The sequence below is a fragment of the Sphingomonas sp. 35-24ZXX genome, from assembly GCF_000786215.1.
Lineage (GTDB): Bacteria > Pseudomonadota > Alphaproteobacteria > Sphingomonadales > Sphingomonadaceae > Blastomonas.
In genome coordinates, this window is the sequence record NZ_JROG01000008.1 from 17,197 (window position 1) to 40,380 (window position 23,184).

Genomic DNA, 23,184 nt, shown 5'->3' on the forward strand with positions numbered 1-23,184 from the left:
TGAAAGGAATAAGGCGCTTTTTTTCCGGCTTCATTCCGCCTTGAGCGGGCGGGCAAGGAGGGCGGCGGCGGCTTCGGCTGCAGCCACCTCGCCCGCCAGCAGCGCACAAACGGTATCAACGATCGGCATCGCGACGCCGCGCGCCCGCGCGACGCGCTGCAGCACCGGCGCGGTGAACGCGCCTTCGGCCACGGTGGCGCGATCGGCCAGCACCTCGGCGGCCTTGCGCCCCTCGCCCAGCGCCTTGCCAAGCGAGAAGTTGCGCGAGCTGACCGACGAGCAGGTCAGCACCAGATCGCCGAGGCCCGACAGGCCCGACAGCGTTTCGGCCTGCGCGCCGCAGGCCAGGCCAAAGCGCGTCATTTCGGCAAAGCCGCGCGCGATCAACGCGGCGCGGGCGTTCTGCCCCAGCCCCAGCCCCTCGACCACGCCGCAGGCGATGGCGAGCACGTTCTTGACCGCACCGCCGATCTCGGCCCCGGTGATGTCGGTGGTGAAATAGGGCCGGAAGGCGGGACGCGCGATCCGCGGTGCGATCCGCTCCCACTGCGCACCATCCTGGCAGGCCAGCGTGACCGCGGTCGGCTGGCCCCCGGCCACCTCGTGCGCGAACGTGGGGCCGGACAGCACGGCAAGCGGCCTGCCGGGCGCAGCAGCGCGCGCGGCATCGACCATCAGATCGCCGCTCGCCTCTTCGATGCCCTTGCAGCACAGGACCAGATCGGCGCTGCCCGGCGGCAATTGCGCGAGCACCCGGCGCATGTGCTGCGCGGGCGTGACCACCAGCAGCAGAGCGCAATTGGCAAGATCCGCCAGATCGGTGCTGGCCGTGATCGCGGGGTTGAGGGCGATCCCGGCGAGATAGGCGCTGTTGCGGTGATGGGCGTTGATCTCGGCAACCACATCGGGTTCGAATGCCCAGAGCCTGACAGCGCTGCCATCGCTCGCCAGCATCTGCGCCAGCGCAGTACCCCAGGCACCGCCGCCGATGACGCCGAGCGCAGTTTGGCCGCCGGTCATGCCTTCACCCCCGCACCGCGCGCGGCTTCCGCTGCCGGGTCGAGCGGCCAGCGCGGGCGGGCTGGCATGTCGAGCGGATCCGTGAGCCCCAGCGCGAAGCGTTCTGCCCCCGCCCATCCGATCATCGCGGCATTGTCGGTGCACAGCCAAAGCGGTGGGGCGACAAAGCCCATGCCGTGGCGGCTGGCAAGCGCCTCGAGCGCCGAACGGATCGCGCCATTGGCGGCAACCCCGCCTGCGACCACAAGGGTTTTGGGCATGTCACTTTCTTGGGCAGATGCGGAAAGAGCCTTTTCCAGCCGGTCGATCACACAATCGACCACTGCCTGCTGAAAGCCCGCAGCGATATCCTCGGGGCGGTAGTTGCCGCTCTGGCTAGCGCGCAGCACCGCACTCTTGAGGCCGGCGAACGAGAAATGCGGCTCCGCGCTGCCCAGCAGCGGGCGTGGCAGCGGCACCGCCTTGGGGTCACCCGTCTTCGCCAGCGCCTCCACCTTCGGTCCGCCGGGATAGCCCAGCCCCAGGATCTTGGCGGTCTTGTCGAACGCTTCTCCCGCCGCGTCGTCGATCGTGGTGGCTAGGCGGCGATATTGCCCGACGCCATCGACGCGCAGGATCTGGCAGTGCCCGCCCGAAACCAGCAACAGCAGATAGGGAAAATCCAGGCTCGCATCGGCCAGCCGCGGCGAAAGCGCATGGCCTTCGAGATGGTTGACCGCGATCAGCGGCTTGCCCGCCGCCATCGCCAGCGCCTTGGCGGTCACCAGCCCGACCATCACCCCGCCGATCAGCCCAGGCCCGGCGGTCGCGGCGACGGCATCGACATCGGCGAGCGTCATGCCGGCATCCTTCAACGCGGCCTCGATCAAAGGGGTCAGCGTCTGCACATGCGCGCGCGCAGCGATTTCCGGAACCACGCCGCCATAAGGGCGGTGCGCGTCCTCCTGCCCCGCCAGCCGGTGCGCCAGGATGGTCCGGTCCGACCCGATCAGCGCCGCTGCGCTTTCATCGCAGCTCGATTCGATGCCCAGGATGATTGCCATAAGGCTTCCCCTTATCGGGATTGGCCGCTAGCACAAGGGCATGGGAGAGACACTGCACCCCGGCACCAGCGCCGACCTGCCCGAAGGCATATCCGAAATCCTGGCCACCCGGCCCATCTGGCTGGGCACGCGCGCATCGCCGCTGGCGATGGCGCAGGCGCACATGACCGCCGCGGCGCTGCGTGCGCGCTGGGGCCTCAGCGAAGATCAGGTCGAACTCTCGCCCGTGGTGGCCAGCGGCGACAAGATCACCGATCGCCCGCTCGCCGATGTCGGTGGCAAGGCCTTGTGGACGCGCGAGCTCGACTGGTCGCTGGGCGGCGGGACGATCGACCTGTCGGTGCATTCGATGAAGGATGTCGAGACGATCCGCCCTGAAGCGTTCGTCCTCGCTGCGATGCTGCCGCGCGCCGATGTGCGCGATGTGCTGCTGGGGGCCGCCAGCATCGATGCGTTGCCCCAGGGTGCGCGCTTCGGCACCAGCTCGCCGCGCCGCGCGGCGCAGATCCGCCAGATCCGGCCCGATGTCGTGCCTGTGCTGTTTCGCGGCAATGTCGCCACCCGCATCGGCAAGCTCAAGAGCGGCGAGGCGGACGCAACCTTGCTGGCCGCCGCCGGGCTCGACCGGCTGGGCGAGACATTGCCCGGCATCGCTTCGGTACGGCTGGAGACCGATGTCTGGCTGCCTGCGCCTTCGCAGGGCGCAGTGGGGATCGAAGTGCGCCGGGACGATGCGCCGATGCGTGCACTGATTGGCGGGATCGACGATGCCCCGACATCGGCCTGCGTGATGGCCGAGCGCGCGCTGCTCGAGGCGCTGGGCGGCGATTGCCATTCGGCGATCGCGGCGCTGGCGCGGATCTCGGACCGGACCATCCATCTGCGCGCGGTGCTCTATTCGGAGGATGGCGCCGAGCATGTCGCGGGCGACATCCGCTTCGCAGCGAGCGATCCGGGCGCGCCTGCGCAGCTGGCTGCCGATCTGCTCGGCCGGGCCCCCGAAACGATCACGCGGCTGTTCAAGGCCGGCTGATGGCCGCCCCGCGCATCATCGTGCTGCGCCCCCAGCCTGGGGCGACCGCGACCACGCAGGCGCTGCGCGCGGCAGGATACGATCCTCTGGTCTGCCCGTTGTTCCGGATCGAGCAGGTCGCCTGGACGCCCGCCGATCCCGACGCCTATGATGCGCTGCTGGTCGGCAGCGCCAATGTCTTTCGCCACGGCGGCCCGGCGCTGGCCGACCTGAAGGCGCTGCCGGTCTATGCGGTCGGCGGCAAGACCGCGCGGATGGCGCTCGATCTGGGCTTCCGCGTGCATGGCCAGGGCCAGGGCGGGCTCGCCGCTTTGCTGCCGATGCTGACCGGCGACGGGCACCTGCACATCCTCCGGCTGGCGGGGGAAGACCATGTCGATTTGCCCAGCTCGCGGCTCGCCATCGATACGCGCATCGTCTACCGATCGCGCGCCCTGCCGATGCCCGAAGCGCTGATCGAGGCGCTGCAATCGCCGGCTGTGGTGCTGCTGCATTCGGCGCGCGCAGCCCAGCATTTCGCGCAATCGGTCGATGCCGAAGGGATTGCGCGCGCGCATATCAAGCTGGCGCTGTTTGCGCCGGCGCTGGTCGATGCGGCGGGCAGCGGCTGGGCCGCGGTCCGCGTGGCGGCGACGACAGACGACCGTGCCTTGCTGGACGCCGCAGCCGCGCTGTGCCAGCATGGCCCGGGACCGCAACAGGCAGCAACGCCGGAGACATGATGAACGTTGATACACGCGAATCGCGCGGCGCGAGCGGCCGAACGCTGCTGATCATGCTGGCGCTGGCCTTTATCGGCGGCGCCATCCTGTCGGGCTGGCTGATCACCCGATCGGGCTGGTTTGCCGAGCCTGCCGCCGCACCCCAGGCCGCGCTGGACAGCAACGTGATCACCGCCGACCCCGCCAATCCTGCGCTGGGCGCACCGCCGGCACCGCCGCCGGGCGGCGGCATGCTGGCAGGGCCGGTGACCGGACGCGCGCTTGACGATCGCGTCGCAGAGCTGGAAAACCGGCTGTCGCTGATCAACGTGCAGGCGCAGGCCGCATCGGGCAATGCCGGGCGCGCGGAAGGCTTGCTGATCGCCTTTGCCGCGCGCCGCGCGCTCGACCGTGCCTCGGCACTGGGCTATCTGGAAGGGCAATTGCAGCTGCGCTTCGGCGCGGCGCAGCCCAATGCGGTCGCCACCATCGTCCGCGCCTCCAAGAACCCCGTGACGATGGACCAATTGCGCGCCCAGCTCGAAGAGATCGGTCCTTCGATCGTCTCGGGCAATGCCGATGGCGAGGGTTTCTGGGATACGCTGACCCGCGAGGCGAGCGAGCTGTTCGTGATCGAGCAGGAAGGCACCGTGTCGCAGACCCCGACGCAGCGGATGCAGCGCGCCAAGCGCTATCTCGAGGCAGGCCGGGTCGAGGCAGCGCTGGGCGAGATCGAACGGCTGCCAGGCCGCGACAAGGCCGCCGACTGGATGGCCAGGGCCAGGCTCTATGCCGAGGCGCGCCGGGCGCTCGACATCATCGAGAGTGCTGCGATCCTGGAACCGCGCGGCCTGCGCGATGCCAACGGCCAGCTGATCGGTCAGCCCTCGCCGCTGGCCCCCCAGCCGGGCACGAACTGACCACGCCCGCAGATGCCCGCGGACCCGCTGACCCTGCCGCTCGTGGTGCTGCTGGCAGGTGGGCAATCGCGGCGGATGGAAGGCGAGGACAAGGCTCTCGCCAAGATCGGCGGCCAGCGGATGATCGACCGGGTTCTGGATCGCCTCCGCCCGCAGGCAGGCGCGGTGCTGCTGTCGGCCCCGCATGATTACGCCACCGGCCTCGTTGCCATTCCCGACGGTGCGATCGGGCCGCGCGGGCCGGTCGGCGCGATCCGCGCGGTGGCAGCGCATGTCGCATCGCTGGGTGAGGACGGCTTCGTCACCTGCCCGGTCGACGCGCCGTTCGTTCCGCAGGACCTGGTCGCGCGGCTGCGCGCCTCAGGCCCGGTCGCGATGGCCGAGACGGGCGGCGCGCTGCAGCCGGTGTTCGCGCTGTGGAGCGCTCGCGCCGTACTGGCCGCGCTGCCGGAGGAGCGCTGTGACGAGCGCTGGTCGCTGCACCGTCTGGGCGAAGCGCTTGGCGCGGTGGGCGTGCCGTTCGAGGATGCATCGGCGCTGATGAACGTCAACACCCCGGGCGACCTGATCGAAGCGCGGCGGCGCGCCGAAGGCCGGGGGTGAAACGGCTTGGCGCTTCGCGGTGGACACGATATTCAGCATAATGAAAGCCGCAGACTGCATAACGCGGCGCTTTGCCACGGGAGGATCAGCAATTGCGTGGCAAGGATGACGTGGCAGGGATGACAGGGGCCAACAAGGCATGGCGGTGAAAGACAAGGGCGGCAAATCTGCCCCCAAGGGCGGCGCACGCCTGTGGTTCTGGCGGATCGTCAAGATCGGCGGCGCCACCGCGATCTTCGGCCTGATCGGGCTGATCGTCGCGGTCATCACCGTGATGGGGTCGCTGCCCAGCTTCCAGGACATGAAATCCTCGCCCAATGGCCAGATGATCCTCGTGCGCGCCGCCGACGGCACCGAGATCATGCAACTGGGCCCGAGTTTCGGCGAATGGCTGGATATCGAGGATATCCCGCAGGTGATGAAGGATGCGATGATCTCGGTCGAGGACCGGCGCTTCTCCTATCACCCCGGCGTCGACGTGATCGGAATCGGCCGCGCGATCTTCACCACCGCGAGCGGCGGCGGGCGGCTGCGCGCCACCTCGACAATCACCCAGCAGCTCGCGCGCAACATCTTCCTCAGCAACAGCCGGTCGTACACCCGCAAGATCCGCGAAGGCGTGCTGGCACTCGCGCTTGAGCAGAAGTTCAGCAAGGACCAGATCCTCGAGCTCTATCTCAACAAGGTCTATTTCGGCGGCGGGGCCTATGGCGTCGATTCCGCCGCGCGCAAGTTCTTCAACCATGACGGCACCAACCTGTCGCTGGCCGAAGCCGCGATCATCGCCGGGCTGGTCAAGGCACCGTCGCGCTATTCGCCCACCGCCGACAGCGAAGCGGCGATCGGCCGAGCGGGCGTCGTGCTGCAAGTGATGCAGGATGTCGGAACGATCACCCCGGCCCAGGCCGCAGAGGCCGATCTCGAAGGCGTCGAGTTCGCGCCTGAAAAGGGCCAGAATTCGGTACGCTATTTCACCGACTGGGCGCTGCCGCAGCTCGATACGCTAATCGAGGACAATGGCGAGCCGATCGTGGTGTGGACCACGCTCGACCTGTCGATGCAGCGCGCGGGCACCAACGCCATCCAGGCGAACGTTCCGGGCGGCGCGCAAGGCGCGCTCGTGGCACTGGACCGCGATGGCGCGGTGCGCGCGATGGTCGGCGGCACCGATTACGTCACCTCCAACTACAACCGCGCCACCAGCGCGCTGCGCCAGCCGGGTTCGGCGTGGAAGCTGTTCGTCTATCTCGCCGCGCTGGAAGCGGGCTATACGCCCGAGGACATCGTCACCGACGCGCCGATCACCATTGGCGGCTGGACCCCGCGCAACAGCGGCGGCAGCTATGCCGGCGACATCTCGCTGCGCACCGCCTTTGCCTATTCGAAGAACACCGTCGCCGCGCGCATTGGTGAGGATGTCGGCACCAGCACGATCGCCAACATGGCGCGCCGCTTCGGCATCACTACGCCCATTACCACCCTGCCCTCGATGGTGCTGGGGTCGTCCGAGGTGCGCGTGATCGACATGGTCCGCGCCTTTGCCGGGGTCAGCGCAGGCGGCGTCGCGATCGCGCCTTACGGCATCACCAAGGTGACGACCAGCAAGGGCGAACTGCTCTACCAGCACGAAGCCGACATGAGCCAGGTGCTGGTGCCGCCCTATGTCACGGCCGGGATGACCGACCTGCTGCAGACTGCAGTCAATGTCGGCACTGGCCGCGCCGCACAGATCGGCAGGCCGGTCGCGGGCAAGACGGGCACGACCAACAGCAACAAGGATGGCTGGTTCCTGGGCTTTTCGAGCGGCATCACCACCGGCGTGTGGATGGGCCGCGACGATGCGCGCCCCGTCGGCGGGCTGCAGGGCGGCACCGCGCCCGCGCGCGCCTTTGCATCGTTCATGAAAGTGGCAGTCGCCAAGCGCAAGGTCGAGCCGTTCGAGACCGAACTCAAGCTCCCCGAATGGCAGCTCGAGCCCGATGACGAGGCCTATTTCGGCTCGCCCGACGATGTCATCTTCATCGACGAGAACGGCAATCCGGTAGAGCCCGGCGGCGGCCCCGGCCCAGCGCCCGACGACGGTCCGAGCGAGGCACCGCAGCCCGAACGGCTCGACGAGAACTTCATCGACCGCGCTCTCGGCCGCGATACTGCCCCGCAACGCCCGCAGGTTCGCCAGGCCGAGCCGCGCCCGCCGGTGCGCAGGCCGCCCCCCAACCCGCAGGACGAACGCGTCGCGCCAAGGTTGCGGGATGAGGAAGGGCAGTAGCTAGAAGCGGCGCGTCCGTGTCCACGGTCGCGATGGGTAGCTTCCTTTGGGAGGCACTAGGGGCAATGCAGCCAGCACCGCTAACGCAATTCCGGTGACATCGCATGCAGCACCTCGGGGTCTGCATGCGTGTATGTGCGGCCATAAAGCGAAACCGACGTGTCAGTTTGCAAAAGCATGGGACGGAAGGGGATGCCAGCCATGAGGTTCATTAAAGCCTCTTGGAACGTGCTACCAACGAACCAGAAGCCCGAACCAACGCGACCGCCGCCAAACACACGACCGGTGGCGCTTATTAGCAATTCGCCGTGGCCATTATGATGCTCGGCGAATCCAATCAATTCCGTACCTAATTCAGCCTCCCAGCGCTCAGTGAGATCAAGCTTTTCGGGCACGAACTGGAAATCGACCTCACAAACCTCATAGCTATCGTTGAATCGATAGACCTGAAGCCCGCTAAGCTCGGCAAGCACAAGATATGCGGGGTGCGAGACTGGCACGCGATTATCGACTGTAATGCACCGGCCTCGATACCAGCCAGATTCCTCTAGCCTGTTTTCTAGATGAGTAGGGACAAGCGACACACTTGCGAGATTAACAAATTCGCCTTGAGTGACAAGATGTCAACAATGAGTTCGTGTGCCGACGAGATGCCTCTTCGGAGATCTATCGAAAACCCTCCACCTCCGCTCAGCCTGAGCTTGTCGAAGGCCCCGCTATATGGCCAGCGTGGGCGCGGGTCCTTCGACTGCGCGGGCTGAAAACCACGGCTCAGAACCTGGCCTGAACTTGTTTCAGGGCTGAGCGGAGGTTGTCAGGCGGCAAGGCAGCTCGCCCTCACAAGTTACGGACTTTTGAGGCAGATCACCAATCAATCCGCCGCGATCGCCACTTGCGCGCTGGCGACCAGATCGTGGAGCGCGGCGAGATGCGAGGCGAAGGCCTGGCGGCCGGCGCGTGTCAATGAGGCCCAGGTGCGCTGCCGACCATCCAGCGCCGCCTTGCGCAGGTCGACATAGCCGGCCTCTTTCAACGCAGACAGGTGCTTGGACAGGACCGAATCGCTCACCTCCACGAGGTCGCGCAGCGTGGCGAACTCGGCCTCCTGAACGCGGGCCAGCAGCGCTGCAATCTGCAGCCGCGCAGGAGGATGCAGGATGGTGTCCAGCCTGCCGGTCACTGCTGGCCCGATTCCGACAGATTGGCCCGGTACACCTTTTCCCAGCGCAGGCTCGCTGCGGTGCAGACCGCAAAGGTGATGACGCCCAGCAGATAGCCCATAGGCACCATAACACTACCATCGCGAAGGCTGGCGGACGCCCAGGCCATGGCGAGCGCAAACAGGACGATCAGGATCGTCAGCGGCAACGTGGCGCCACGCTGCCAGCCCGAAACGAACATGCCATCGCGCCGCCTGTCCCCCTGCACGCACAGGACCAGCAGCCCCATCGCCACGACGAACAATGCGCCAGCGTGCGCGATCGGCTGGGCTACGGCGGCGACCACCAACCCTTCGACCAGTCCGAACAGGGCGTGGCGGTACAGGGGCCAGTGTGCGCGCGCGGCCAGTCGTGTCTGAGCCAATTCGACCTGTGCGAGCGCGGCGGCCGCGTCTTTCGGGTTCATGGTGCGGTGATCGTTTTCCATCATGGAAACTCGATAACCCTGACTTTCCAATCTGGCAAGTCATTTCTTTCCAATTTGGAAAGCAAGCGTCAGGCCGGGTGGTGAGCGCAAAAGTGGCTGCCCGAGCATCCAGTCCCGAACAGACGCGGACAAACCCGCCCCCCAAACGCAATCCGGCCCGGAAGTTCGCACTTCCGGGCCGGATCGTTTGTTTGGCTCTGAGAGGCTGGAAGCTTAGTGCTTCACGCCTGCCCAGACGTTGCGATAGGCCATGTAGCCGAGGCCCGTCGCGATGATCAGGAAGACCAGCACGGCCCAGCCGGTCTGGTGACGCTTTTCCAGCGTGGGCTCTGCGGTCCACACCAGGAATGCGGCGACGTCTTTGGCCATCTGCTCGCGGGTGGCGTTGGTGCCGTCCGAGTAGGTGACGATGCCGTCGCTGCCCAGCGGGTTGGCCATCGCGATGTTGAGGTTCGCGAAGTACGGGTTGTAGTTCAGGCCCGGTCCCGGCATCGCATCGGGGAAGCGCTTGGCGAGTTCAGCCGGCGGTTCCTGATAGCCGGTCAGCAGCGAGTACACATAGGGTGCACCGCCGTGACGCGCCTTGGTGATCAGCGAAAGATCAGGCGGCAGGGCGTTGTTGTTGGCGGCGCGAGCCGCGGTTTCGTTCGCATGCGGCGAAGGGATATAGTCGGCGGGCAGCGGCTTGCGCGTCGTCGCTTCACCGGTGGCCGGATCGATCGACGGGGTCTGGGCGGGCCAGTTGGCGGCGATCGCCTTCACTTCGTCTTCGGTATAGCCCAGTTCCGCCAGGTTGCGGAACGAGACCAGCCGCATCGAATGGCAGGCCGAGCACACTTCCTTGTACACCTGGAAACCGCGCTGCAGCTGCTGGCGGTCGAACTTGCCCATCGGGCCGTCGCTGGCCAGCGAAAGCTTCTTGGGTTCGAGGTGGAAGGCATGCTCCGCCGTTTCCTGCGGCGGCTCGCTGATGTAGGCGGCTGCGCCCACACCAAACGAGACGATGAGCCAGCCGCTGAAGAACAGCCCCACCAAAAATGCACCAATGCGAATCATGTCGAATGACTTTCCTTATGGGTTCTGGCGTTACTCGGCGGGCTGCAGCGCGGGGCCGCCTGCCGTGCCGGTGCTGCTCTTGCCGAGCACGCTTTCCGTGATCGAGAAAGGCAGCGGCTTGGGCTTTTCGATCTTCGAGATGATCGGCAGGATGATCAGGAAGTGGGCGAAATAATAAGCCGAACCCAGCTGGCTGAGCATCACATAGGGCTCTTCAGCCGGAGCGCCGCCCAGATAGCCGAGCAGCAGAACGTCTGCGACCAGAATGCCGAAGAAGATCTTGAACAGCGGACGATAGTTGCCCGAACGCACCGGCGAACGGTCCAGCCAGGGCAGGAAGAACAGCAGCAGGATCGAAGCGAACATCGCCAGCACGCCCAGCAGCTTGGCAGGCACGATGAAGAAGTCGAAGGTGAAGGCGCGCAGGATCGCGTAGAACGGCCAGAAATACCATTCGGGAACGATGTGCGCCGGCGTCGAGAGCGGGTTGGCGGGGATGTAGTTGTCCGCATGGCCCAGGAAGTTCGGCGCGAAGAACAGCACCGAGCAGAACAGGATCAGGAACACGCCCAGGCCGAAGCCGTCCTTGGCGGTGTAATAGGGGTGGAACGGCACGGTGTCCGACTCCGACTTCACTTCCACGCCGGTCGGGTTCGACGAGCCGGGAATGTGCAGCGCCCAGATGTGCAGGATGATGACACCGGCGGTCACGAACGGCAGCAGATAGTGCAGCGAGAAGAAGCGGTTCAGCGCGGCGTTGTCAGGCGCAAATCCGCCCAGAAGCCAGGTCTGGATCGGTTCACCTACCAGCGGGATCGCGCCGAACAGGCCGGTGATCACCTTGGCACCCCAGAAGCTCATCTGGCCCCAGGGAAGCACATAGCCCATGAACGCGGTCGCCATCATCAGCAGGAAGATGACCAGGCCGAGCAGCCAGATCATTTCGCGCGGCGCCTTGTACGAGCTGAAATACAGCCCGCGGAAGATGTGGATATAGACGACGATGAAGAAGAAGCTGGCGCCGTTGGCGTGCGCATAGCGCAGCATCCAGCCCCAGTTCACGTCACGCATGATGTGTTCGGTGGAATCAAAGGCGACCAATGCGTTGGGTGCATAGTGCATCGCCATGATGATGCCGGTCACGATCTGCATGACCAGCGCGACCCCGGCGAGAACGCCGAAGTTCCAGAAATAGTTCAGGTTGCGCGGCACCGGATAGCCGCCACCGATCGCCCCGTAGACCAGCCGCGGCAGCGGCAGGCGTTGATCCAGCCATTTGGTCAGATCGGACTTCGGTTCGTAATGCTTGGCCCAGGAAAAGCTCATATTCTATGCTCCTCAACCGATCTTGATGACAGTGTCTGACAGGAATTCATATTCCGGCACGACAAGGTTGGTCGGGGCCGGACCTTTGCGGATCCGTGCAGCGGTATCGTAATGCGAACCGTGGCAGGGGCAGAAATAGCCCCCGAATTCGCCTTTCACTTCGCCCTGTGCCGCACCCAGGGGCACACAGCCCAGATGGGTGCAGACGCCCAGGGTAACCAGCCAGTTGGTCTTGCCTTCCAGCGTACGTTCAGCAAGCGTCTGCGGATCGCGCAGCGAGCCCACATCCACCTTGTTCGCGGCGTCGATTTCCGCCGGCGTCAGGTTGCGGATGAACATCGGCTGCTTGCGCCAGACGGTCTTGATCGCCTGGCCCGGCTCGACAGCCGACACGTCGACCTCGGTCGAGGCCTGCGCCAGGACGTCCTTGCTGGGCGCCATCTGCGTGATGAGCGGGATAAGAACCGTGGCGCCGCCCACGCCCGCGAAGCTGACTGCGGCGATGTTGATGAAATCGCGGCGACGCACGCCATCGGATTCGATCGCTGCAGTGCCATCCTGATTCATCGTGACTTGTTCTGCCATGTCGCTAACCTGACCCTCAAGCTATTGAAAAGTAAAAGCTTATTTTAGATTTTGGAAGCGGCATGGCACGGCTTTGCCCCTGGCCCGTCCGCATGATTGCGCGCCTGATAGACGCAAAACCGTCATTTTGCCAACAACGAAATTGGCGCATCGCAGCATAGTTGTTTTCAATGATGCCGATGGCTGCCTGCAAACGTGCCGGGCGGTGCCACAAGCCCTGTGACTTGGGCGTGCGGTTCGCTAAAGCAGCACCATGCGCATTGCCCTTTATCAGCCCGAAATTGCCGGAAACGTCGGCGCCATCCTGCGTCTGGCCGCCTGCATGGCGGTTCCGGTGGAGATCATCGAACCGTGCGGATTCGTCTTTGACGACAAGCGCCTGAAGCGCGCCGCGATGGATTACGGCCCGCTGGCCGAGATGCGCCGCCATGCCGACTGGGCGGCGTTCCAGGATTTCGTGCGGGCGCAAGGTGCGCGGCTGGTGCTGATGAGCTCCAAGGCGACATCCAGCGTCTATCGCACCGCCTTTGCCGACAACGACATCCTGCTGATGGGGTCCGAAAGCGCCGGCGTTCCGGCGCATGTGCGCGATGCCTGCGATCTTCTGACCACCATTCCGATGGCGCCGGGTGTCCGTTCGCTGAACATATCGGTTGCTACCGGGATTGCGCTTGGCGAAGCGCTGCGGCAGACACGGCATCTGGGCGAGGCTTGAAGGCCCGCCGCCGACAAGGGGAGCATGATGACCGATTGGAGTGAACAGAAGCCTGCAGCGCGGGCCTGGTTCGAAAGCCTGCGCGACGCGATCTGCGCCGAATTCACTGCGATCGAGCGCGAAGCCGGCAGCGACGCCAGCTTCGAGTACAGCCCCTGGGACCGGACCGAAGCCGATGGCTCGCACGGCGGCGGCGGCGTGCGCGGCCTGATCAAGGGCAAGGTCTTCGAGAAGGCCGGCGTCAACGTGTCGACCGTCGAGGGTCGATTCAGCGAGGAGTTCGCCAAATCGATCAACGGCGCAGGGGAAGACCCACGCTTCTTTGCGACCGGAATAAGCCTGGTCGCCCATATGTCGAATCCGCACGTTCCTGCGGTGCATATGAACACCCGTTTTCTAGTGACCACCAAGGCGTGGTTCGGCGGGGGAGCCGATCTCAACCCGCCGCTGCCTTACGCGGAAGATACGGACGATTTTCACGCCCGGATGCAGGCGGCGTGCGACAAGCACAATCCGGACTATCATGACAAGTTCAAGGCGTGGGCGGACGACTATTTCTATATTCCGCATCGCGGCGTCCATCGCGGCGTCGGCGGCATCTTCTACGACCATCTCGAATGCACCGATCAGGCGACGTTCGATGCGAACTTCGCATTCACCCAGGATGTCGGCCGCGCGTTTCTGGATATCTTCCCCGCGCTGGTCCGCCGCCGGATGGCGCAGGAATTCACCCCGGCCGAAAAGCACCAGCAGCTGGTGTGGCGCGGCCGCTATGCCGAATTCAACCTGATCCACGATCGCGGCACATTGTTCGGCCTCAAGACCGGCGGCAATATCGATGCGATCCTGATGAGCCTGCCGCCCGAAGCCGTGTGGGAGTGATCGGGACGTGACGGTGGAGCGGCTCGACCATGTGAACATCATCGCTGTGGACCTTCAGGCCACGGCGCAATTCTATGCCGAGCTGCTCGACCTCGAGATCCGCGACGCGCCGCCGCCGCTGACGCCGCAGAACGCACGCTGGGCCTTCGACCGCAGTGGTCAGGCGGTGATCCATATCAACAGCGTGAATTGCCCGCGCCGGTTCGACCGCGATGTCTCGCCCGGTCCCACCGGGTCGATCCACCACATCGCCTTTCGCTGCACCGGTTTTGCCGAGATGGAGGCGAAGCTGAAAGCGCGCGGCGCGGACTATAAGGCGAGCGAGGTCAATGCCATCGGCCTGCGCCAGATCTTCACGCTCGACCCCAATGGCGTGCTGCTGGAGCTCAATTTCTTCGCGGGCTGATGGCACGCCAATCCGCCCCCCATTGACAGCCGCACGGCTTGCCGCCAAGCGAACCCGCCATGGCCAGCGCAATCGCCCCCGTTTCTGATGATCGCTTCGGGCTGGACCGCAAGGTCACGCTGCTGGGCCCGCTGCCGCTCGATTGCGGGGCCGCGCTCGCGCCGGTGCAGATTGCCTATGAGACCTATGGCAGCCTGAACGCCGACAAGAGCAACGCGGTGCTGATCTGCCATGCGCTGACCGGCGACCAGTATGTCGCCTCCACCCATCCGCTCACTGGCAAGCCCGGATGGTGGCAAAGGCTGGTCGGGGCAGGCAAGCCGGTCGATCCCGCACGCGATTTCATCATCTGCGCCAATGTCATCGGCAGCTGCATGGGCTCGTCGGGCCCCGCCACCGTCAACCCTGCAACCGGCGAGCCCTGGGGCATGGATTTTCCGGTGCTGTCGATCGCCGACATGGTCCGCGCGCAGGCCTTGCTGCTCGATTATCTGGGCATTGGTACCCTGGCCGCCGTCATCGGTGGATCGATGGGCGGCATGCAGGCGATCAGCTGGCCGGTGCTCTATCCCGACCGTGTCCGCGCCGCTCTGGTCATCGCCTCGACCGCGCGGCATTCGGCGCAGAATATCGCATTCCACGAAGTGGGCCGCCAGGCGATCATGGCCGATCCGCGCTGGCGCAAGGGCGCTTATTATGCCGATGGCGATGTGCCCGCCTCGGGCCTGGCGGTTGCGCGCATGGCGGCGCACATCACCTATCTGTCCGAAGCCGGCCTCACCGAGAAATTCGGTCGCCGCCTGCAGGACAAGACCGGGCAGGACTGCAGCGGCAGCAGCTTCGGCTTCGATGCCGATTTCCAGATCCAGAGCTATCTGCGCCACCAGGGGATCAGCTTCGTCGACCGGTTCGATGCCAACAGCTATCTCTATATCACCCGCGCGATGGACTATTTCGATCTCGCCGAGCCGTTCGACGGCGTGCTGGCGAGTGCCTTCATGGGCACGAAGACGCGTTTCTGCCTGATCAGCTTTGACACCGACTGGCTGTACCCGACGGCGGAATCGCGCCGCATCGTCCATGCGCTCAATGCCGCAGGGGCCGAAGTCAGCTTTGTCGAACTGTCCTCGCCCTTCGGCCATGATGCCTTCCTGCTCGACTACCCGGAGATGAACCGCATCGTCGATGGCTTTTTGCGCGCGGGGTCCAAGGCTTGACCGCTCTGCGCCCCGATTTGCAGATCATCGCCGAAAACGTGTCGCCAGGCGCCCGCGTGCTCGATGTCGGCTGCGGCGATGGCGCGCTGATGGCGGCGCTGCGCGACAGCCGCCAGGTGCGTGCGCGCGGGCTCGAGCTCAACCCTGTCAATGTGAGCGCGGCGGTGACGCGCGGGCTTTCGGTGATCCAGGGCGATGCTGATACCGATCTCGTCGATTATCCGTCCGACAGCGTCGATTATGCGATCCTCAGCCAGACGCTGCAGACGACGCGCGCGCCGCATCTGGTGCTGGAAGAGCTGCTGCGTATCGGACGCCAGGCGTTTGTCAGCTTCCCCAATTTCGCGCATTGGCGGCTGCGGCTGTCGCTGCTGACCCAGGGGAAGATGCCGGTCACGCGGCTGCTTCCGGAAAACTGGTATGACACGCCCAACATCCACCATGTCAGCATCGACGATTTCCGCGACCTGATCGCCCAGCGCGGCTGGACCTGCGATGGCGAGTGGTTCCTTTCGGGGGGCCAGCCAACCTCGCGCGGGCTGGCCAATCTGCTTGCGGAGCACGCGGTGTTTCTGCTGCGGCGATAAGGGACAAGGCCATGAAGATCGGAATTATCGGAGCGGGCCTTGCCGGGCTGACCGCCGCGCGCGCGCTGGCCGAGGCGGGCCACGTGGTCACGCTGTTCGACAAAGCACGCGGCCCCGGTGGGCGGATGTCGACGCGGCGGGTCGAAACCGCAGCAGGCATGGCGTTTTTCGACCATGGTGCGCAGTATTTCAACGTTCGCGATACAGGTTTTGCTGAAACCGTCGCGCGTTGGGAGGCGGAAGGCGTCGCCGCGCGCTGGCCGGCCCCAGGCGACAATGCCTGGGTCGGCACGCCGGGCATGAATGCGATCATCAAGGCTGAAGCTGCAGGGCGCGACGTCCGCTGGAACTGCCGGATCGAGCGCATCGTGCGCGATGGCACGGGCTGGCAGCTGGCGCATGCCGAGGGCGAAGAGACGTTCGACACGGTGGTCGTCGCCGTGCCTGCCGAGCAGGTCGCGCCGTTGCTCGCGCAGCATGTGCCCGAATGGGCGGCGCTGGCGGACGCGACACTTTCGCAGCCGTGCTGGACGGTGATGGCGGCCTTTGCCGAGCCGGTGGCTTTCGGCCCCGATAGCCTGCGCGATCAGGGCGCGATCGGCTGGGCGGCGCGCAACAGTGCCAAGCCCGGCCGGACCGGGCCGGAAAGCTGGGTCATCCAGGGATCGGCGGCTTGGTCTGCGGCGCATCTGGAGGATGAAGCCGAGCCGGTGATCGCCGCGTTGCTGGCGGATCTGACTGAGGCGACCGGTGGCCCCTTGCCCGCGACGCTCGCGGTGCAGGCGCATCGCTGGCGCTATGCGCTGTCGGGCGCGGCGGGACGGACGGCGTTGTGGGATGGGGACTTGAGGCTGGGGGTGAGCGGCGACTGGCTCATCGGACCCCGGATCGAGAGCGCCTGGGCCTCGGGCCGGGCGCTCGCGGCAGCGATTGTCGAGAGTTGATCAGACAATCGCGCCGGGGGCAACGCTGGCGGCGATGAACAGCGCCGAGGTCATGATGGCGAGCATGGCCGAACCAATCTGGCTGTAGGTCTGGGCGAACATTGGGGTTTCCTTTGAGTGATGCGATGGGAAGGCGGTGATCAGACGATCACGCCGGGCAGGACGCTGGCAGCAACCAGAACGATCGACGAGATGGCAGCGAGAGCGGAAGCAACGAAGTTCATGTCTTGGGTCCTTTGATTGAGAGAGAGGCTGGAAGGTCGGGCGTTGCGGATTAGACGATGATGCCGGGAACGACGCTGGTGGCGACCAGGATGACCGAGCAGACGGTGGCGAGTGCGGTTGCGAGAATGTTCATGATGGTGGTCCTTTCGAATGCGGGTTGAAGGCGGGGTGGAGATCAGACGATCGTGCCGGGAGCGACGCTGGCAGCGATGAAGACGCTGGAGGTCAGGATGGCGAGAGCGGCGGCGAAGAGCTGGCTCTGAACGTTCGAGAAGATGGTCATGGCAGTGTCCTTTCGTGTGTTTCTGGTTGGTCCGGACCGTGTGTCCGGAGATGCCAGAAGCATTGCACGGGGCGTGCCAGTTTGAAAAATCGTTGTAATTCCGTGGTTTATTGTGGAGCGCGCCAAAATCTCAGATGAACGAATGCTGACTGTTGGGAAAATTTCCCATTAATCAGCATCGCGGTTTGGCAGAGAAAGGGGCGGCGCTCAGCCGGGAATGGGCAGCAGGCCCGTGGCTTCGGCTTCGGCCAGCATCCGGCGCCCGAAATAGGGCGAGATGGTGAAGGTCGCCAGAACATCGGCGGGCGGCGTGCCAGGCTTGGCACCGACCGATTTCTCGAGCTGGGCCCAGTTTTTGCGCGCCTCGTCGATGCGTCCATTGGCCGCGAGCGCCAGCGCTCTTGCCAGCAGGAAATTGGGTTGCGCTTCAAGCTCGGGCGAATCCGCAAGCAGCGCCAGGTCGAGCGCAGCCTTGGGCTTGCCGTTGATGACCCGGGTGATCACCAGCGAAGAAATCTGATATCCGCCAGGCTGCTCGTTCATTGATCGCGCGCGCTCCAGCACCGGCTCGGCCCCGACGGGATCGCCGCACGACAGCAGGAAGCTGCCGGCCAGACTCAGGGTATCGGGTTCAAGCGGATTGCTCTCCACCGCCCGGCGCGAGAACGCGATGGAGCGGGGACAGTTGCCGCGCACCCATGCCGACCGAGCGACCGCGATCTGCGCCAATGCAGACTTGCTGTCATACTGCAGTGCGGCCTCGGCCAGTTCGCGCCCGCGCTCGGACGCCGCGAGCGGCGCGGGTTGCGCGCGCTGGGGCCGCGACAGCTCCATGTAAGACAATGCCTGCAGCAACAGCGGCTCATCCGGATAGGCTTGCAGCGACCGAGCAAGGCATTGTTCGAGCATCTGCCGCTTCTCGGGCGCGCGACGCTGGCGGAAGCCGTCATACTGGACCAGGCAGGGATAGCCTGGCGAGACATCCTGGCCCAGCAGCTTGCGCTGGTGCTGGATGATCACCCCGCCGGACCTGGCGATGGTGGAAATGCCGGTGCCGATGGCCTGCTCGATATCGGGCGCGGCCATTGGGCTGCCCTTGCGATCGATTTCATACGACCACAAGGTGGTGCCGCTCGCCGTGTGGCGCAGCGTCAGAAAGATCGGCCCGCCTCGTGTGCCGTCATTCCCGGGAGCGCCGCGCACCAGCAGCGCATATTCGCGCGGACTGTCGCCATTATCGACATCATTGTGGCTGCCGGTGCTGACCGCCAGCATCTCGAAACGCTGGAGATGCATCTCGGCGATCTGCGCGGCGGTATTGAGATCATCGTTGCCCGCTACCGGGTCGGTGGTGATGTTCACATGCGCCAGCTGCGATCGCATGTCGCGCCGCGCGGCCTCTTCGCCATCATCGGGTCTCGCGACCTGCCAGACGACATAGGCGAGCGCGAGCAGCGCCAGGATGCCCACGGCCCACAAGGCCCAGCCGCGGTCGATGCCTTCGGGATCGGCAGGCAGCGGGGTCAGACGATCGCCCGCCAGGCCCGGCTGAGCTCCGGACGAATCCATGGGTCCGGCGCCTTCTTCGGCAGCGGAGAGCCCATCGGGTGCAGCCACCGGCGAAGGGCCCGGCACAGGCGCGGGTTCGGCCAACGGCACCAGCGTGACATTGTAATGGCCGACCGGGATAACGATGCGCTGGCGGCCTGCCGCCTGTTCGGGCGAGAGCCCGGCATAATGCAGATCGAGCATCTTGCGCAGCCGCCCGACCTGAACGCGGGGATAGCTGTCGCTCTGCGGATCGAAGCTGTCGTCGCGCCCCAGTCCCTCGACCGCGATCTGATAGGCCTTGAGCCGCTCGCCATTGCCTGCAGCTGTCTGCTGGACAAGATATTCGAGCAGGCGCCGCAAGACGGGCGAGCGCACAAACTCCGGCGATTCCATCACCAGTGCCAGTTCGGCCTGCATTGCGCTTCTATCGTGTGGCGCGTTCACCTGGGTAAAATCCCTTCAGTGTTGGCTGTTCTTCGATAGCAACGGATGAAGCGCCCGGAATCGATATCCTCTCCGCATCTGTCAGTTAAAAGATATAGACGCCAATGTAACTTTGCAATCAAACGTGACATGAAAATGCAGATTGATAATGAAAAAGCGACATTTCACGGGTAACATTGCGCCAGACTGAGGCTAGAGGTCTTTTTACGGCGAGGGGCTTGGAACCTTAGCTGATCGCCCCTATCGAGGAGGGATCATGCATTCCCCCCACCACGCGCCCCCGGCAGCGAGCGCCAGCCAGCCTGCCATGCGGCAGACCCTCGGACGCTTCCTGCCCTATCTCTGGCCCGCCGATCGGCCGGACCTGAAATTGCGCATCTGCGGGGCCATGCTGATGGTGCTGCTCGGTAAGGCCGCAGTGCTGTCGATGCCCTTCGCCTACAAGGCGGCGGTCGACCGCATGACCATCGACGGCACCACGATGGCGATGGCCGCGATCATCGCGGTGCTGGCTTATGGCGCGGCACGGCTCGGTTCGGTGCTGTTCGACAATCTGCGCAACGTGGTGTTCGAACGTGTCGGGCAAGAAGCGACGCGGACGCTGGCCGAGAACGTGTTCGTGCAGCTGCACAGCCTGTCGCTGCGCTTCCATCTGGCGCGCCGCACCGGCGAGGTCACCAAGGTGATCGAGCGCGGCACCAAGAGCATCGACGTGATGCTCTATTTCCTGCTGTTCAACATCGCCCCGACGGTGCTGGAGCTGGTCGCGGTGCTGGTGATCTTCTGGATCAACTTCGGCATCGGACTGGTGCTGGCGACCATCGCAATGGTGGCGATCTACATCGCCTTCACCCGGATGGTAACCGACTGGCGCAACCATTTGCGCGAAACGATGAACACGCTCGACGGCAAGCAGCTGGCGCGCGCGGTCGATTCGCTGCTGAACTACGAGACGGTCAAGTATTTCACCGCCGAGGAACGCGAGGCCAAGCGCTATGGCGATGCGGCGCGCACCTATGCCAATGCGGCGGTCAAATCGGAAAATTCGCTGGCGCTGCTCAACGTCGGCCAGTCGCTGATCACCAACCTGATGATGGCAGGCGCGATGGCCTATACCATCTGGGGCTGGAGCCAGGGCCAGTTTACCGTGGGTGATCTGGTGCTGGTCAACACGCTGCTGATGCAGCTGTTCCGCCCGCTCGACCTGCTGGGCATGGTGTATCGCACCATCCGCCAGGGCCTGGTCGACATGGCGGCGATGTTCGACCTCATCGATACGCCAGCCGAGATCGTCGATGTCCCCGGCGCACGGCCGATCGATATCTCGCTGCCCTCGGTCGAGTTCCAGAATGTCGATTTCGGCTATGATGCCGATCGCCAGATCCTGCACGGGCTGAGCTTCAAGGTCGAGCCGGGCCAGACTTTGGCGCTGGTCGGCCCATCGGGCGCGGGCAAATCGACGATCGCGCGGCTGCTGTTCCGCTTCTACGATCCCCAGGGCGGACGCATCCTGATCGGCGGGCAGGATATCGCCAAGGTCACGCAGGCATCGCTGCGCAAGTCGCTGGGCATCGTGCCGCAGGACACCGTGCTGTTCAACGACACCATCGGCTACAATATCGGCTATGGCCGCGAGGGCTCGAGCCAGGAGGAGATCGTGCGCGCGGCGCATGGCGCGGCGATCGGCACGTTCATCGAATCACTGCCGCGCGGCTATGATACCGAGGTCGGCGAGCGCGGGCTCAAGCTCTCGGGTGGCGAGAAGCAGCGCGTCGCGATCGCCCGCACCCTGCTCAAGAACCCGCCGCTCACCATCTTCGACGAGGCGACCAGCGCGCTCGACAGTGCCACCGAAGCCGAGATCCTGGGCACGCTCAAGTCGCTCGCCGAAGGGCGCACGACCCTGGTCATCGCGCACCGGCTTTCCACGGTCACCCATGCCGACAGCATCCTGGTGCTGGAAAACGGCCGCGTCGCCGAGCAGGGTTCGCATCGCGAGCTGCTGCGGCGCGGCGGGCTGTATGCTGCGATGTGGGAACGGCAGGCGCAGGAGCGCGAGAAGGAAGAAGCAGCGGTGGTGGCATGACGGGGTTTGGCGCATCGATTGCAGCGGCGGCCTTGCTGCTCGCCTCGGCGCAGGGGGATGGCAGCCAGGCACAGGGCCCCGCCCCCTCTGGTGCGTGGACGGATCTCTACGGCGATGCCCAGCATCCAGGCGCCAGCTACCGCGTCCGATTGTTCGTCCATGCCGCGCAGGCCTGTCTTCATTTTGCCGGGGAAGAGGCGTATGATGCAGAGCGCGCAGCGTTCCTCAACGCCATGATGGACGAGCATTGCGCCGGTCTGAAGGAGCGCTACACCGCGATTCTGGCCGATCCTGCAACCGATGCGCCGTCGCGCGCCTTGGTCGAGAAACACTGGGAGCCTTTGCGTGACTGAATCGCGATGGAGTGCATTGATGCTGGCCGGCCTTGTGCTGGCGCTGCCCGGCTGCAAGGACCGCAACCAGTCCGAACGTTCGCCCGTGCAGATGCCGCCGATCCTGGCATCGATGACCACTGCCCCTGTTGCCACGAAAGAGATGCCCATGTTCATACCGCTGACCGACGATATCCAGGTCTCCCCGCAGATTTCGCTCGATCAGGTCGCCGCCGCCAGGGCGCAGGGCGTGACCATGATCATCAACAACCGCCCCGATGGCGAGGATCCGTCCGCGCCGCAGAGCGCCGAGATCGAGACAGCGGCCACCGCTGCCGGCATCGACTATGTTTCCATCCCCGTCACCCATGCCGGTTTTTCCGCCCCGCAGGTCGATGCGATGATCGCGGCGCTGGGCAAGGCCGAAGCAGGCGGCGGCAAGGTGCTGGCCTATTGCCGGTCGGGTACACGCTCGACCTTGCTGTGGTCACTCGCACAGGCCAAGAAGGGTGCCAATCCGGTCGAGCTCACCCGGGTGGCTGCCAATGCCGGCTATGATCTCAGCCCGATCCGCCCGATGCTCGATGCGCTGTCGGGCCAGGTCGAATAAGCCACCCAGCCCCATATCGGGGGTTTTTCATCATGGTTAACCGGATGATAACCCTCTTGTGACCATCCTTTGCCATTCCGATTGCGGACCATCCGCTGCGGAAAGGCAAGGAGAATGGGGCATGGCCAGCCATCCCAGCGCGGCGTCCGGCAATTCGGCAGCAGCATTGACGCTCGCTGAACTACGCGAATTTGCGAGCTTCTCGCCAGGTGCGCAGCGCTACATCAAGCGCGCGCTCGATATCGGCCTGGCGCGCGAGGATGCCTTCAAGCGCTGGGCCCGCAATGCCGAGGAAACCGCCTCGATCCGCATGCATTATCTGGTCTATCAGGATCTCAAGCTGCTGCGCGGCAACGTGCCCGATGCGCCGCACGAGGACGGGTTCGAGCATTTCATGGCGCTGCTCGTCCGGCTGGCGGCGTTCGATCTGTCGCAGGGCCGCATCGAGAGCTTCTCGTCGTTCCGCTTCCTGTATGAACGCCTGCTGGGCGCGGACGTCCGGCCCTGGCTGCCCTCGGCCTATTGCGCCGCCGCCGCGCTGCCGCAGATCCAGCCCGACCGCCGCAAGATCCTGCTCCAGTCGATCAGCGAAGCGGCGGCCACCGCTCCGGGCTGGTCGCTGCGCGCGCCCGTGTTCTTCCCCGAGTGGGTGGAATGGGTCAGCGGCGACGCCGCGCATTGAGGGTTTCTGGGTTGCGC

General features: G+C 65.2%; 24 protein-coding genes. 15 read left to right on the forward strand and 9 right to left on the reverse strand.

Annotated elements, in window-relative coordinates; translation table 11 throughout:
• Positions 1–30: 30 nt before the first annotated feature.
• Together LI72_RS14705 and tsaD are read right to left on the reverse strand one after the other, a co-directional pair.
• Positions 31–1,020 (reverse strand): NAD(P)H-dependent glycerol-3-phosphate dehydrogenase, encoded by a 990-nt coding sequence (locus tag LI72_RS14705; protein ID WP_033926722.1) that lies wholly within the window; start codon positions 1,018–1,020, stop codon positions 31–33.
• The gene (gene tsaD / locus LI72_RS14710; RefSeq protein ID WP_033926723.1) at positions 1,017–2,063 is read right to left on the reverse strand and encodes a tRNA (adenosine(37)-N6)-threonylcarbamoyltransferase complex transferase subunit TsaD; all 1,047 of its coding nucleotides are present in this window, start codon (positions 2,061–2,063) and stop codon (positions 1,017–1,019) included. Before tsaD ends, LI72_RS14705 begins: the two co-directional genes overlap by 4 nt.
• Positions 2,064–2,103: 40 nt before the next feature.
• Between tsaD and hemC the strand changes: the two genes are divergently transcribed.
• The 5 genes from hemC (at position 2,104) to LI72_RS14735 (ending at position 7,589) form a co-directional block, all read left to right on the forward strand.
• Positions 2,104–3,096, forward strand: a complete 993-nt coding sequence (hemC, locus tag LI72_RS14715; protein WP_081985056.1) for a hydroxymethylbilane synthase — start codon at positions 2,104–2,106, stop codon at positions 3,094–3,096.
• Positions 3,096–3,818 (forward strand): uroporphyrinogen-III synthase, encoded by a 723-nt coding sequence (locus LI72_RS14720; protein ID WP_033926724.1) that lies wholly within the window; start codon positions 3,096–3,098, stop codon positions 3,816–3,818. Before hemC ends, LI72_RS14720 begins: the two co-directional genes overlap by 1 nt.
• Positions 3,818–4,717 (forward strand): hypothetical protein, encoded by a 900-nt coding sequence (locus tag LI72_RS14725; protein ID WP_156139637.1) that lies wholly within the window; start codon positions 3,818–3,820, stop codon positions 4,715–4,717. The genes LI72_RS14720 and LI72_RS14725 overlap by 1 nt, the downstream gene beginning before the upstream one ends.
• 12 nt (positions 4,718–4,729) lie before the next feature.
• On the forward strand, positions 4,730–5,320 hold the full coding sequence (mobA, locus tag LI72_RS14730) for a molybdenum cofactor guanylyltransferase (protein ID WP_052129943.1): 591 nt from the start codon (positions 4,730–4,732) through the stop codon (positions 5,318–5,320).
• A gap of 139 nt (positions 5,321–5,459) precedes the next feature.
• Positions 5,460–7,589, forward strand: coding sequence for a transglycosylase domain-containing protein (locus tag LI72_RS14735; protein WP_052129945.1), 2,130 nt, complete (start codon positions 5,460–5,462; stop codon positions 7,587–7,589).
• An 80-nt stretch (positions 7,590–7,669) separates the two neighbouring features.
• Here the strand turns inward: LI72_RS14735 and LI72_RS14740 are convergent, their stop codons facing one another.
• The 6 genes from LI72_RS14740 to petA form a co-directional block, all read right to left on the reverse strand.
• Positions 7,670–8,173: an SUKH-3 domain-containing protein gene (locus LI72_RS14740; RefSeq protein ID WP_081985058.1), complete on the reverse strand. Its 504-nt coding sequence runs from the start codon at positions 8,171–8,173 to the stop codon at positions 7,670–7,672.
• Between the two features lie 287 nt (positions 8,174–8,460).
• Positions 8,461–8,769, reverse strand: a complete 309-nt coding sequence (locus tag LI72_RS14745) for a transcriptional regulator (RefSeq protein ID WP_033926726.1) — start codon at positions 8,767–8,769, stop codon at positions 8,461–8,463.
• Positions 8,766–9,239 carry a hypothetical protein gene (locus tag LI72_RS14750; protein ID WP_033926727.1) on the reverse strand — a complete coding sequence of 158 codons (474 nt, stop codon included), beginning with the start codon at positions 9,237–9,239 and terminating at the stop codon, positions 8,766–8,768. The genes LI72_RS14745 and LI72_RS14750 overlap by 4 nt, the downstream gene beginning before the upstream one ends.
• A gap of 210 nt (positions 9,240–9,449) precedes the next feature.
• Positions 9,450–10,292, reverse strand: coding sequence for a cytochrome c1 (locus LI72_RS14755; protein WP_033926728.1), 843 nt, complete (start codon positions 10,290–10,292; stop codon positions 9,450–9,452).
• Between the two features lie 30 nt (positions 10,293–10,322).
• On the reverse strand, positions 10,323–11,618 hold the full coding sequence (locus tag LI72_RS14760) for a cytochrome b (RefSeq protein ID WP_033926729.1): 1,296 nt from the start codon (positions 11,616–11,618) through the stop codon (positions 10,323–10,325).
• A 12-nt stretch (positions 11,619–11,630) separates the two neighbouring features.
• Entirely contained in the window at positions 11,631–12,203 is a 573-nt protein-coding gene (petA, locus tag LI72_RS14765) for a ubiquinol-cytochrome c reductase iron-sulfur subunit (protein ID WP_017671760.1), read from the reverse strand.
• A gap of 253 nt (positions 12,204–12,456) precedes the next feature.
• Here petA and LI72_RS14770 point away from each other — a divergent pair, with 253 nt between their 5' ends.
• From LI72_RS14770 to LI72_RS14795, 6 genes are read left to right on the forward strand one after another with little or no spacing between them, the layout of a single operon-like run.
• Positions 12,457–12,918 carry a tRNA (cytidine(34)-2'-O)-methyltransferase gene (locus LI72_RS14770; RefSeq protein WP_033926730.1) on the forward strand — a complete coding sequence of 154 codons (462 nt, stop codon included), beginning with the start codon at positions 12,457–12,459 and terminating at the stop codon, positions 12,916–12,918.
• Positions 12,919–12,945: 27 nt separating this feature from the next.
• Positions 12,946–13,800 (forward strand): oxygen-dependent coproporphyrinogen oxidase, encoded by an 855-nt coding sequence (gene hemF, locus LI72_RS14775; RefSeq protein ID WP_033926915.1) that lies wholly within the window; start codon positions 12,946–12,948, stop codon positions 13,798–13,800.
• 7 nt (positions 13,801–13,807) lie between these two features.
• Positions 13,808–14,206, forward strand: a complete 399-nt coding sequence (locus LI72_RS14780) for a VOC family protein (RefSeq protein ID WP_033926731.1) — start codon at positions 13,808–13,810, stop codon at positions 14,204–14,206.
• 59 nt (positions 14,207–14,265) lie between these two features.
• On the forward strand, positions 14,266–15,423 hold the full coding sequence (gene metX, locus LI72_RS14785; RefSeq protein ID WP_033926732.1) for a homoserine O-acetyltransferase MetX: 1,158 nt from the start codon (positions 14,266–14,268) through the stop codon (positions 15,421–15,423).
• On the forward strand, positions 15,420–16,010 hold the full coding sequence (gene metW, locus LI72_RS14790) for a methionine biosynthesis protein MetW (RefSeq protein ID WP_033926733.1): 591 nt from the start codon (positions 15,420–15,422) through the stop codon (positions 16,008–16,010). The genes metX and metW overlap by 4 nt, the downstream gene beginning before the upstream one ends.
• A gap of 11 nt (positions 16,011–16,021) precedes the next feature.
• Entirely contained in the window at positions 16,022–16,954 is a 933-nt protein-coding gene (locus tag LI72_RS14795; RefSeq protein WP_033926734.1) for an NAD(P)/FAD-dependent oxidoreductase, read from the forward strand.
• A gap of 715 nt (positions 16,955–17,669) precedes the next feature.
• On the opposite strand, the gene LI72_RS14800 is transcribed toward LI72_RS14795, so the two are convergent.
• Positions 17,670–19,457 (reverse strand): tetratricopeptide repeat protein, encoded by a 1,788-nt coding sequence (locus LI72_RS14800; protein WP_156139638.1) that lies wholly within the window; start codon positions 19,455–19,457, stop codon positions 17,670–17,672.
• A gap of 256 nt (positions 19,458–19,713) precedes the next feature.
• Between LI72_RS14800 and LI72_RS14805 the strand changes: the two genes are divergently transcribed.
• From LI72_RS14805 to LI72_RS14820, 4 genes are all read left to right on the forward strand, one after another.
• Entirely contained in the window at positions 19,714–21,543 is a 1,830-nt protein-coding gene (locus LI72_RS14805; protein WP_033926736.1) for an ABCB family ABC transporter ATP-binding protein/permease, read from the forward strand.
• Positions 21,540–21,896, forward strand: a complete 357-nt coding sequence (locus tag LI72_RS14810; protein ID WP_033926737.1) for a hypothetical protein — start codon at positions 21,540–21,542, stop codon at positions 21,894–21,896. Before LI72_RS14805 ends, LI72_RS14810 begins: the two co-directional genes overlap by 4 nt.
• Before the next feature lie 148 nt (positions 21,897–22,044).
• A complete protein-coding gene (locus LI72_RS14815; RefSeq protein ID WP_033926916.1) occupies positions 22,045–22,485 on the forward strand; it encodes a TIGR01244 family sulfur transferase in 441 nt (146 codons plus the stop codon).
• A gap of 121 nt (positions 22,486–22,606) precedes the next feature.
• Complete coding sequence (locus LI72_RS14820) at positions 22,607–23,167, forward strand: hypothetical protein (protein ID WP_033926738.1); 561 nt, start codon at positions 22,607–22,609, stop codon at positions 23,165–23,167.
• The last annotated feature ends 17 nt before the right edge of the window (positions 23,168–23,184 follow it).